9 protein-coding genes are annotated in these 12328 nt (G+C 53.8%); 5 read left to right on the top strand and 4 right to left on the bottom strand.

The features are described from left to right. Positions 1-5: 5 nt before the first annotated feature. Positions 6-2519 carry a DNA polymerase domain-containing protein gene (locus JFL75_RS17885; protein WP_215628034.1) on the bottom strand — a complete coding sequence of 838 codons (2514 nt, stop codon included), beginning with the start codon at positions 2517-2519 and terminating at the stop codon, positions 6-8. 242 nt (positions 2520-2761) lie between these two features. Here JFL75_RS17885 and JFL75_RS17880 point away from each other — a divergent pair, with 242 nt between their 5' ends. Beyond that, on the top strand, positions 2762-3649 hold the full coding sequence (locus JFL75_RS17880; RefSeq protein WP_215628033.1) for an alpha/beta hydrolase family protein: 888 nt from the start codon (positions 2762-2764) through the stop codon (positions 3647-3649). 62 nt (positions 3650-3711) lie between these two features. Beyond that, complete coding sequence (locus JFL75_RS17875) at positions 3712-4890, top strand: DUF2974 domain-containing protein (protein ID WP_215628032.1); 1179 nt, start codon at positions 3712-3714, stop codon at positions 4888-4890. A gap of 6 nt (positions 4891-4896) precedes the next feature. Here JFL75_RS17875 and JFL75_RS17870 read toward each other — a convergent pair whose 3' ends face one another. Then, positions 4897-6525 (bottom strand): B12-binding domain-containing radical SAM protein, encoded by a 1629-nt coding sequence (locus JFL75_RS17870; protein ID WP_215628031.1) that lies wholly within the window; start codon positions 6523-6525, stop codon positions 4897-4899. Between the two features lie 169 nt (positions 6526-6694). Between JFL75_RS17870 and JFL75_RS17865 the strand changes: the two genes are divergently transcribed. Next, a complete protein-coding gene (locus JFL75_RS17865; RefSeq protein ID WP_215628030.1) occupies positions 6695-8068 on the top strand; it encodes a glycine--tRNA ligase in 1374 nt (457 codons plus the stop codon). 122 nt (positions 8069-8190) lie between these two features. Here JFL75_RS17865 and JFL75_RS17860 read toward each other — a convergent pair whose 3' ends face one another. After that, entirely contained in the window at positions 8191-8715 is a 525-nt protein-coding gene (locus tag JFL75_RS17860) for a PadR family transcriptional regulator (protein ID WP_215628029.1), read from the bottom strand. A gap of 119 nt (positions 8716-8834) precedes the next feature. On the opposite strand from JFL75_RS17860, the gene JFL75_RS17855 reads away from it, so the two are divergent. Beyond that, the gene (locus JFL75_RS17855; protein WP_215628028.1) at positions 8835-10220 is read left to right on the top strand and encodes an MATE family efflux transporter; all 1386 of its coding nucleotides are present in this window, start codon (positions 8835-8837) and stop codon (positions 10218-10220) included. A 120-nt stretch (positions 10221-10340) separates the two neighbouring features. On the opposite strand, the gene JFL75_RS17850 is transcribed toward JFL75_RS17855, so the two are convergent. Beyond that, a complete protein-coding gene (locus JFL75_RS17850; RefSeq protein WP_215628027.1) occupies positions 10341-11315 on the bottom strand; it encodes an SIS domain-containing protein in 975 nt (324 codons plus the stop codon). A 257-nt stretch (positions 11316-11572) separates the two neighbouring features. Here JFL75_RS17850 and JFL75_RS17845 point away from each other — a divergent pair, with 257 nt between their 5' ends. Next, a complete protein-coding gene (locus JFL75_RS17845; RefSeq protein ID WP_215628026.1) occupies positions 11573-12292 on the top strand; it encodes a GntR family transcriptional regulator in 720 nt (239 codons plus the stop codon). Positions 12293-12328: the final 36 nt, after the last annotated feature.

The following is a 12328-nucleotide window of genomic DNA, read 5'->3' as shown; positions in this document are numbered from 1 at the left end:
ACAGATTACAGCCCCAGCTCCATCTGGCCGCTTTCCAGATCCAGACGGCGGCGCCCTTTATGGGGAAAAAGCTCTTCGTTCCAGCCCAGGGCGGCGGCAATGGATTCCGCCACCGGGAGGACCTGTGAGTCGATGTAATGGTCGTAATCCAGCGGGGATGTCTGCAGGGCGGTAGGCTCCGGGCCCGACATGGTCCACAGATACTCCACGGTTCCCCGGCGGCCTTTCCAGCCCAGGGCCCGGGCGGCCTTAACCTGGGGCGGCGTTGACGCGGTATAGCTTTCCGGCGGCCGGGTCAGGCGTTTCCGGTAGATCAGTTCCCGGTCCAGTTCTCCGGCTTTGAGTGACCGTATCGTTCCGACCACATGGTCCTTAAACCGGTCCCGGTCCTCCGCGGAAAATACAAGATCCAGGAGTTCCAGCTGGAGGCGTCTGGCCAATGGTGTAGTATCCCGGCGGACCGCCTCCATGCCCTTTACCTCAACCTCGGAACGCGAATCCTCTCCCAGAAGATATCCGGCGTATCCCTTTGCCCTGCCCCGGAGTTCCCCGGCATCCCGCAGTGCCCTGATGGGAGGTATGAGGAAACGGGTATACACTTTTTCAAAGCGGAGTTCCAGAAAAGATTCCAGGCCGTACTCCCGGTCAATGGTCCCGGTAATAAAGGTATTCAGCCGGGATGCCAGGCCGGAGCAGAGGGAAAGAAACTCCCCGTAGGCGGAGCCTTCCGGCAGGCCGGTTTCGATAAACAGGGAATCCGTGTCACCGTAGAGGACCGTATAGCCCTGTTCGACAAACCAGTCCCGGGAAAGGAGGAGCCATTTCCGGGCGTAGGATGTGATGGCCCCCGCAATGGCGGCCTTGCCGTACCGGCAGGCGCCGGTTCCCAAAACCCCGTAAAAACTGTTCATAAGAATTTTATATACATGGGCCGCAATTGTGTCCCCCGCATCCAGGGCAGCCCTGCGTTCCCGGAAGTAGGCGGCGATAAGTTCCGGCATTATTCCCGGCTCCCGGGAAAAGGCAGCGCCGTTGGGCGCGGTTAACCGGTCCCGGGAATCGCCGGCCTGCTGCGTCCCGGCGGCCACCCCTGACCGGGCGTACGCCAGGGGGTCTACATTGAAGGTCCGCATAATGCTGGGGTACAGACTGCGGAAATCGAACACCGCCACGTTGCGGAACAGCCCCGGCTGGGGATCCAGGAGCGTGCCGCCGGCGGCGCCTTCATCGTGGCCTGTTGCACGGCCCACGGCAATGGGCGCGATGTCGCGTTTGAAAAGCTCCGCGCCGTAGATCCGCTCAAAGCTGACGACGCTGGTCCAGGCCTTGTCCAGGGAAACTCCCGTAAGGGAGGCCCGTTCCATGGTGAGCCGGAACAGCCCTGTCTTTTCCAGGATCCGCAGAACGAGTTCGGAATCCCCGTAGCAGTAGGAAGCGAACCCTTCGGGATCAGCCCCGTACATCCGGTCCAGTTCTTCGATCTTCGCCGCCCCCGATGAAGCGACATCCTTACCCTCGCCGAGAACACTGCGGGACACAGTCTCCAGGGAATTGTCCGGGAACCGTTCCGGCCCGGCCCGGGCGATTCTGAGGGCATCTATGATCTGGCGGCCCGGGACCAGAGCGGCGGCGGACCGCCGGCCGTCGGATGCGAAAAACTTGGCCGGCTCCGGCGAGCGTCCCAGGGCAAAGGGTATACGGAACAGGGAACACCGGTCCGCCAGGCGGGGAAAATCGAAATCCAGGAAGTTCCACCCCGTTATGATATCGGGATCCCGGGACCGGATATCCTCGACAAAGGCTCTGAGCAGGGATTCCTCATGGGCATGGAAAATAATACGTTCGCCCCGGGGCCCGGTTATTTCATCCTGACGTATCCCGGCTGGATCGGCGATCCGTACGAGGCCGCTGTACCCGGAAAAGGAAACATCCGCAGAACACAGGGATACCGCCCGGATGGCGCCGGTCCGGGTATCGGTTTCAATATCCGCCGAAACCAGCATAAGCGGGATGGCAGCGGATTCGGTCAGGGGAAGCAATTCCGGGCAGGGAAAAACAGCATCCACCCGGGTCCCGGAACGGTAGGTTCCCCTGATCATCAGCGGCCCCCGGATTCCGCGTTCCATGAGGAACAGGTCCGGAGGTTTTATGTCCCCGTCGGGGGTTGCGATCCCGGCCCCGGCCAGCAGATCCAGAACACGGTTCCGGTCCCGGTAATTCCGGAGGGTAATTCTGAGAAGGGTTCCGGTGCCCTCAAAGGGTTGCCGGGAAGACGGGGCGCAGTCATACTGTACTGAAGAGAGCAGCGGAAGGCACCGGTGGGCATCGTATTCATATATATGGAAGTACGGACGCCAGGAAGCGTCCGCCGCGGCAAAGGACCGCCCGTCTTCCAGGCGGCCGGTAAAAAAAAGCCGGTTGCCGCTTACATCAGCGTAGGCGTGAACGAGAAAGCCCCGGTATGAAGGGACCGGGCCGTTTTCCTGTTTTACCGCCGCCGTATCCGGTACTTTTGCCAAATTTACGTCCGGCTTCCGGCGCGAGCCAACGGCGGATTCTCCGGCCCCGCCAGCATACGCCCCGGATGCACGCCATAGACCGATCCGGAACAAATGGCCGCTTCTATCTGAGACCGCTGTTTTCTCATACTGTATACTATAGTAGTATAGAACGTACCCACAAGTAAACAGATAGGAGGATATGGAGAAAAGCAATTTCCTTGTTCAGGAAAAATTATTATACTATAGCCAAAGGAGCTGCTATGAAATTATTTCCGGTTTTTGCTGCCGCGGCGGGAGTGCTGCTGCTCGGGTCCTGTGCTTCATCACCAAAGGTACCGGCGAATATTCCCTATGACTACACTGAACAGAATATCACCATCATGAACAGCGGGCGCGGAGTCCCCGGTATCGTCACCCTGCCCCGGGGCGGCGGCGGTGAACAGTTCCCCGCGGTGGTTATGCTTCACGGATACGGATCGGATAAAAACGAAGCCGGAAACGGGTATAAACTGTTTGCTCCGGAACTCGCCAAAAACGGCATAGCTTCCATACGGATTGATTTTATAGGGACCGGGGACAGTACCGTGGACCATATATATTTCAACTATGATACGGCGGTTTCCGACGCCGACGCTGCGGCGGCGTATATTGCCGGCCTGCCCGAAATCGACGCGAAAAGGATCGGCGTACTGGGGTGGAGCCAGGGCGGTACCATCGCCATGCTTTCCGCCGGGAGGAACCGGATTTACAAATCCGCGGTAACCTGGGCGGGGGCTCCGGAATCGGCGAAATTTGTTTCCGATGAAGAAACCTACGCGATCGCCAAACGTGACGGCTACGCGGTTGCGGAATTCAACTGGCGGACGCCTCTTAAGCTGGGAATCGACGCGTTTGAGATTGCCCGGAAAACCGATGTGCTGGGGGAACTTTCGAAATCCAAAGCACCGATTCTCGCCATAACAGGCAGCAACGATACATCGGTCCTTCCGGAAAACGTGTACCGGATTGCTGAGGCTTCATCAAACAGAAAGTCCGAAACTCTGGTTATCCATGACGCGGACCATACATTCAATATTTTTTCGGGGAATATGAAAGCCTTTACCATATTAACCGACGCAACCCTGAACTGGTTCAAGGCGACACTATAACATAAAACAGCATCCGGCGCCGCGGCTGCCGCGGTCCGCCGGGAATGCTTCCGGAGAACCGCATGTCAAATCTTTTCGATTATCTGGCCTGGCGCGGTGATTTAGAGTTCACCCGGGACGGATTCAATATAGTAGACAGCCTCATCCTGTGCCGCCTCTCGTATCTTCCCTTCGGCGGCATTCTGCCGGAGGAGGATTCCGATGATGCGGTTCTGCTCTCCGAAGCGGCGCGGCAGTTTACCGCCATAAGCGCCAAAAAGAATTCGAAAATCAACGATGAGATTATTCTTAAGGAAGATCCCCGGTTTCTTGCGGAACTGGGCAAAACGAAACGGTTCGGTGGTCTGCGCCTGAGCCGGTACGTCAATATCATCGATATTGAGGAAGAAAAACAGTTTTCCGCTGTTACGATCATGGGTGACGGTATTCTTCCGTATATTTCCTTCCGGGGAACCGACAATACCCTGGTGGGATGGAAGGAAGATTTTAATATGAGTTTCATGGATTCAATTCCTTCCCAGCTGGAAGCGGTTGAATATCTGGAAAAAACCGCCGCCGCCCTGCGGGGCCGTTTCAGGGTTGGGGGGCATTCCAAAGGGGGAAACCTCGCGGTGTACGCTTCCTCATTCAGCAGACCAAAAACCCAGCGGCGTATCCCGGAGATCTACAATTTTGACGGTCCCGGATTTAATGAGAAGATTATTGCCAGCGCCGGCTACAACGCGGTTCGTGACAGGATACAAACCTACCTGCCCCAGTCATCGGTAATCGGCATGCTTTTTGAACACGAAAACAACTATACCGTGGTCCGCAGCACCCAGTCAGGCCTTATGCAGCACGATATGTATTCCTGGGAAATTCTGGGGAACGATCTCATACGGCTCAACTCCGTGGATAACAACAGCAAATTTGTCGACAAGACCCTTAAACATTGGATAGACAGTCTGGAACCGTCCCAGCGCCGGGAATTCAGCGACGGGCTGTATGAACTGCTGTGCTCCACCGACGCGAAGACGGTCCCCGAGTTATCGGCCTCCTGGGTGAAGAAAATGGGCGCCATGATAAAAACCATCAGCGATGTGGATGACGCCACCCGGAAACGCCTTATGGACATTATCCACGCTTTATTCAGATCCGCCAGGGAGAATATAAAGGAACTCTGGCCCAGGGAAAAAAAGGATTCCGAAAAAGAAAACTCCCCGGAACAATCCAAGGAAGAGACGCGCCAGCCCAGGGGGTAACCGGTATCAGGGATCCAGCAGCTCCGCGCCGCCGGAACAGGGTCTGACGAGTTTTTTTCCGGGACAGGGCCGGCAGAATTCGGCTAATTCTTCTATATCGAGAATCCCGCCTTCCAGGAGTTCTTCCGGATCGTAGTTAAAATCGATCTGCGTGGTAATTCCCTCCGCCAGGGCTCTGCCCCAGGCGCCGTTGAACCGAACGATATCCCACACCGCAGGAAGCAGGTAGGGCTTTTTTGCCCGGCCGTAGAGATCATCGAGGTAGGCGAGCTGCAGTTTTTCCACGGCGATGGAATCGTTGGGAACTTCTCCGTTCCGGGCTTCGAGGAATCCGGAGAAGCCTTCGAGAAACCGGGAAGGTTTCATCCCCAGGGGATACAGAACCTGGTTGAACCACGCCACTGCCCTGCCGCGGTTATAGAAAATATCAGCGGCCCGGCTCAGGGCTTCCGCCCGGGCCACATCCGGCGCCGGGAACCCCGGTGCGGAGATCACGCCATAGGGCGCTTCCGCCGAAAAAACAAGGCCGGCTCCGGCCGCCTGGTCCCGGAGGACAGTTCCGGGAAGCACCGAAAGCCGGAACATATCAAGATTGTCGGGATACAGGGAAAGGGCGAAGTCGATACTCTTCCGGTATCCCGCAAGGGTATCACCGGGAAGACCGTAGATAAGATCCAGCCCGAAGGACACCCCCGCTTCGTGGAGCAGTCCTATCCGCGACTGGAAAACATCCCTGTTAAGGGAACGGCCGAGACCGGCGCAGACCCTGGGGTCCGCGCTCTGCAGCCCGATCTGCAGGGAAGCGCCCAGAGCCGCGAACCGCTGCGCCTGTTCACGGGTAAGCAGTTCCGCCCGGACTTCAAAATGCCAGTGGGGAGCCGGCGCTTCTTTGAGGATCGCGTCCAGGAGACGCACCGCCCGTTTTTTGTCGGTATTAAAAGTAGGATCCAGCACGAATACCGAAGGAACACCGCTGCGGCCGAAGAGGCGGAGTTCCTCCCGGAGCCGTTCCTCCGGGAAGTACCGTACGGCCTTTTCTCCCTTGGATTCATAACAGTAGGTACAGCCGTAGGGACAGCCCCGGGCCAATTCCCAAAGCGCTCCGGTATACCGGGAAATGTCCAGGGTTCTGTCCAGCCAGGGTGACGGCAGGGCGCCGAGTTCTTCCGGCCCCAGGGTTTCGCCGCGGATCAGCGGCTCATACGCCGTTCCGCTGAGGGTATCCCCGAATAAACGGACCGCGGCATTTTCCCCTTCACCCTGAACGAGGCAGTCAAAGGGTCCGCCGCCGGCCGCCGAAAGGCCGCCGGGCAGAGCCGTGACCTCCGGGCCGCCGGCAAAAAGGAAAACATCCCGCAGGGAGGCCCGGATCAGAGAAGCGGTCTTAACCGCGGAGGAACGGTTCCACAGGTATAAAGAAAATCCCACAGCGTCAGGTTTATGCCGGATGATTTTTTCCGCCAGCGCTCCGGGGGCCTCCGAAAGAATACTTTCTTCGAGGATCACGGAAAACCCGCCCGGATCATCCCCATTTCCGCCGAAGGCCTTTTTCAGCGCCGATGCGACGCACGCGGCTCCCAGGGGGACGGATTCAGCCCCCGGTTCAAGATGGATCGCCGCTAATACAATGGTCATGGAAATAAGAATAAAGGCAAATAAAATATTTTAGTAGTACCCGCACGCATGTTTTGCCTAGAACAGAAACCCCCTCGCCAATGGCGGTTTTTTTCTATATACTGTCACGGTCTGTTGTAGACTGCTTCCGGCAGCTCCAACAGCGGACCTCAATCTTTAGGAGAAATATATGTCACAAGAGTTAACCGAGTACCAGGGCCCTGCAACTATGGAGAAAATCACGTCCCTAGCCAAGAGACGGGGTTTTGTTTTCCAGTCTTCGGAAATTTACGGCGGACAGAGCGGAGCCTGGGACTACGGTCCCCTCGGTATTGAGCTAAAAAACCGCATTTCCCGGAACTGGTGGAAGGAAATGACCCAGCTCCATGACGATATTGTCGGCCTCGACGCGGCTATACTGATGCATCCCCGGGTATGGGAAGCCTCGGGCCATGTGGAAAATTTTACCGATCCCCTGGTGGACTGCAAAAAATGCAAGTCCCGGTTCCGGGCGGACATGATCCCCGAAGAAAATCTTGCGGCGAAAAAATGCCCCGACTGCGGCGGGGAACTGACGGATACCCGTAAATTCAACCTCATGTTCAAAACCCATATCGGCGCTCTGGAGGACGAATCCAGCGTCATCTATCTCCGGCCCGAAACCGCCCAGGGTATATACGTGAATTACAAGAACATAATCCAGTCGAACCGGATGAAGGTGCCCTTCGGTATCGCCCAGATAGGCAAAGCCTTCCGCAACGAGATCGTCACCAAAAACTTCATCTTCCGCACCTGCGAGTTTGAACAGATGGAGATGCAGTACTTCGTAAAACCCGGCTCCGACGTTGAATGGTTCAACGAATGGAAGAAACGGCGCTGGGCCTACTACGAAAAAATGGGCGTCAAGATGGACCACCTCCGGTGGCACCAGCACGGACCGGATGAACTCGCCCATTACGCCAAAGACGCCTACGACATTCAGTACCTCTTCCCCATGGGCTGGCGCGAACTGGAGGGGGTTCACAACCGGTCGGATTACGATCTTACCCGGCACATGCAGTTCAGCGGCAAGGACCTCCAGTACATCGACCAGGACAACAACAACGACCGGTACATTCCGTTTATCATCGAAACCTCGGCGGGGCTTACCCGGACGCTTCTTATGGTGCTCTGTGACGCCTATGACGAGGAAAAGGTAGCCGACAAAGGAAACGACGACGACTGGCGGACCGTACTCCGGTTCCACCCCAGCCTGGCCCCGGTTACGGTGGCGGTCCTGCCGTTAATGAAAAAAGATGGTCTCGCGGAAATGGCTAAGGATATCCAGCACGAACTCAAGCAGGATTTCTCCACCGACTACGACCAGTCCGGCGCCATCGGCCGGCGCTACCGCCGCCAGGATGAGGCAGGCACTCCCTTCTGTGTTACCGTGGACTACGAATCCAAGGACAACAACACCGTCACTCTCCGGTTCCGGGATTCCATGGAACAGGTCCGCATCCCCCGGGCGGAGCTGGCGGAACGGATCCGGAAGGAAATCAAAGCGTACAAACGCATCAAGTAACAGGCTGCCTTGTCGGGTCCTGTCCAATTAAACACGGCAGAAAAAATTCAGGGAACGGCATGGCTCCGGCTGTGCCGTTTCTTTTTTCCAGGGTAACCTTCAATACCACGTTATAGCCGGTTTTAAAAACGCGCTTTAATTGAGGTAATCCATTTCTCAATTGCCTGCGCCAATATAAACTGCTGCTGCAGGACCGCTTTTCCGGTATCAGGAATCTCAGGCAGGTTTCTTTTAGCGCTGATATTTTCCCGCAGGGATGATTTTAACACTTTCACGTTATTTTCAATATTTTTTATACAGGCTTTTTGTTTTTCCGGCGAAAGGCTGTCCAAATTTACTATTACGGCATTAAAATCTAAAAAAATGCTGATTGGCTGGGAAGCGGTCCCCAGCATCAGTTCTTCAAATTCTTTTTCTCCATCCTTTGTTAAGGAATACACAGCCTTCTCCGCCATCTTACCCTCCTTAACCAAAGTGCTTGTAATGTATCCTTTTTTTTCCAGCTGGATTACTTTTTTATAAATTGAAGGCGTACTGATCTTTACCCACCGGGATATATTACGGTACTCAACGAGTTTCTGAATGTCGTAAGCGCTTAACGGCTCGTTTTTTACTATCCCCAATACTATCAAATCAATTGCTGCCATATCTCCTCCTGTTTATTTCTATTCTTGACAATTTATTATATTTTATAATAGTATCACTTTCACTACTATACTTTATAGTATTATTTTTTACACTCTCTGTCAAGAAAGGAGCCTCGATTATGAATGGACATAACAAGAAAACAGAACTGCTTGGAAGCGCGCCAATACCGAAAGCGCTCTTAGCGATGGGGGTACCCACCATGGCCGGTATGATGATCAATGCGTTATACAACCTGGCGGACGCGTACTTTGTCGGCGGACTTGGAACGAGCCAGATGGCCGCGGTATCCGTTGCTTTTCCGCTGAGCCAGGTTATCGTTGGCTTTGGCCTGCTGTTCGGAAACGGGGCGGCGTCATACATAGCCAGATTATTGGGAAACGGTGAAAAGGAAAAAGCCGGCTGCGCTGCCAGTACCGCGCTTTACAGCAGCCTCTTTGCCGTCGCTGTACTGATAATCTGTACTGTAACTTTTTTAAACCCGATTCTTATATTTTTAGGCGCGACCGAAAGCATTCTACCCTACGCGGCGGCATATACCCGCATTTATATAGCGGCGTCTATATTCTGTGTTTTTAATGTCACGATGAACAATATAGTCACCAGTGAAGGCGCCGCGAAAACAACTATGTTTACAATGCTGGCGGGAGCCGTACTGAATGTGATTTTGGATCCCATTTTCATTTACGACCTGGGATTGGGTATCGCCGGAGCGGCATACGCCACAGCCATTTCGCAGCTTGTTTCAGCATTGGTATACCTCCGCTATATATTCGGAAAAAAAAGTGTCTTCAGTTTTCACATAAGGGATTTCCGCATGTCTAAAGAGATGATGGCGGAAATTCTAAAAATAGGCATACCCACATTGGTATTCCAGTTATTAACCAGCCTTGCGGCTGCGCTGATAAATATGAAAGCCGCGGACTACGGAGATTCGGTGATAGCGGGAATGGGAGCGGTAACGAGAATTATGTCTTTAGGCAGCTTAATCGTATTCGGGTTTATCAAAGGTTTCCAGCCTATAGCCGGTTATGCGTATGGGGCGAAAAATTACGGACGGCTCAATGAAGCGGTAAAAACTTCCGTACTATGGACAACACTATTCTGTGTGCTCTTTGGGTTAGTATTAATTTTATTCCCCGGCGCGGTTGTTTCCCTGTTCACGAAAGATGATACCCGATTGGTCCTGTTCGGCAAAAAAGCTTTACGGGCGAATGGGCTATCATTTATGCTCTTTGGATTCTATACGGTATTTTCTTCACTTTTTCTGGCACTGGGCAAAGCCAAAGAAGGCTTTTTTCTTGGAATATGCAGACAGGGTCTTTGCTTTATACCGGTCATTCTGACCGCTCCGGCGCTGTGGGGTGTAAACGGAATCCTTTACGCGCAGCCCATCGCCGATGCCATGGCCGCTGCTGCCGCAGCATGCATGTCCGCAGGCCTTTACCGGGAATTGTCGGCCGCAAAGGCATACTCCATTTCCTCCGCCGGCGGGCAGGCCGGGTAGTGTGTTACAGGGTGTTTGTATTCTTTGAAAAAACAACCAAAATAAAAAGCCGGCAAAACAAGTGTATCGCTTGGGACTGCCGGCTTCTCCGTTGTCTGTGTTTATATTTCAGGATATGAACTAGTATTCCACCTTCCACATATACCGCCGTGTCGACAGCGGATGGTTCCGGGCTTCGGCCAGGGCTTTGTTGAAAACCGAATAGACGTTATTGAACAGGGAATGGTTGAAGTAATCCACCACCGACGGATCGATAGCGCCGAGGCCGAGCTCCCGGGCGTCGAGAACTTCAAAGCGTTTCCCGTAGGTCCTGAGGAATTTCAGCGCCCGCTCATCCAGTGCCCGGGTTTTCCCTTCGGAAATCTGGAGCACAAAGGGTGTTTTTTCATCGGTAATTTCAAAGGGACCATGGAAGTATTCGCCGGAGTGGATGCAGGCGGAATTGATCCACTGCATCTCCATAAAAATACAGATGGACTGCATATACGCGGAACTCCAGCTGGCGCCGCTCCCCATGGTATAGATCACCGTATCGTCTTTGTACTCGCCGGCAAAAGCTTCCGCACGGCCGGCCACGGACGCGGCGGCTTGTTTCACGATTCCGTCAATCTTTGAAACACCGCCGCGGAATTTATTGTAGTTTTCGTATCCTTCGGTCTGGGCCAGGGCCTCAACGGCGGTCAGGAGTGCCATGATGGTCTTTTCTCCGGCGATGTCCTTTCCGTCGCCGTAGGTGTACTTAACCACGTAATCGGCGTGTTTGGTTATGGGAGAATCGGTTTCCCAGGTAAGGGCGATTACCGAAGCGCCGGCGGCCCGGGCCATTTCCGCGGCTTTTACCGTCTCGGGGGTATTCCCCTTCTGGGAAGCCACCACCACCAGTGAATTCCGCCCCAGGAGCTTCGGCGGATAATGAACGAATTCGTTGCTGTTGTACCAGCCGGTCCGGAGCATGCCGGCTTCCGCTTCAAGAAAACATTTTGCCGGGTAAAAGGCTCCCAGGGACCCGCCGCAGGCGGCATAATAAACCTGTTTAAGCCCTCCGGCTGATTCCTTCCGGGTAATAATGTCCGCTATGATTTCCGTCATTTCCATTCCGGTCTCCTTTGTTTTTTGGCCTCATTAGTTGTCACATGTTGTATCATCAATAGTTGTATTATATCATCCCATCCCCGTATGTCAACAGAAAACCGGGATGTTCCGCATCCGCCGCGGTTCGGGAAAACTTAAATATTTCTTTGCATAAAAAAGAAATATACTGTACATACTGCCGGTAAAAATTAGGAATACCTTTTTACTTTCGGAAATTCAAAATATGCTATATTGTTATAGGATACAATAAGGAAATCACCATGACATTGGATACCAAAATAAGCGTTCCTCTATATATACAATTGAAGAATATACTGCAGAAAATGATCGAAAACGGTACCTTCAAAGAAGGCGAGCAGATCCCCACCGAAGCGGTCCTGTGCAGGCGGTACCACGTCAGCAGAATAACGGTCCGGAACGCGCTCAAGGAACTGGAAAAGGAAAATTTGCTCCAGAAAATTCAGGGGAAAGGTACCTTTGTGAGTGAGCGGAACAAGCTGCACCGGACCCTGTCGGTGGTGGCGGGATTCTCGGAGGTCTGCCGGGAACAGAACCGGGTCCCCGGGGCAAAGGTAGTCAAATCGGCTATTGAGGACGCCTCAGAGGATGACATCCGGGAACTGAATCTCCCGGCGGACGCAAAGGTATACGTCCTGGAGCGGATCAGATACGCCGACAATATTCCTGTTTCCATTGAGTACAACCGTTTTACCGAAGATTATTCATTTTTGCTGCATGAAAATTTAAACGACAATTCCCTCTACGATTTGCTCGGAAAAAAACACCATATCAGTTTCAAAAAGTCGGTCAAAATCCTTGAGGTCATTTTCTGCAATGATTACGATATTATGAAGTATCTCAGCCTTGAACCGGGTTACCCCCTGCTGCAGATCACCAGCGTTGTTTCTGACCATGACGATAAAAAGGTTTACCGTTCCCGCCAGCTGATTATCGGAGACAAGTTCAAGCTTATGATATAGATGCGGGGGAGCACAGAGTCTCTATGCACAGAAAAC

This window comes from Breznakiella homolactica (assembly GCF_016616095.2).
In the GTDB taxonomy this organism is placed as follows: domain Bacteria; phylum Spirochaetota; class Spirochaetia; order Treponematales; family Breznakiellaceae; genus Breznakiella; species Breznakiella homolactica.
The sequence above is the reverse complement of the archived record's forward strand: the minus strand, read 5'-3'. Positions and strand labels throughout refer to the sequence as shown.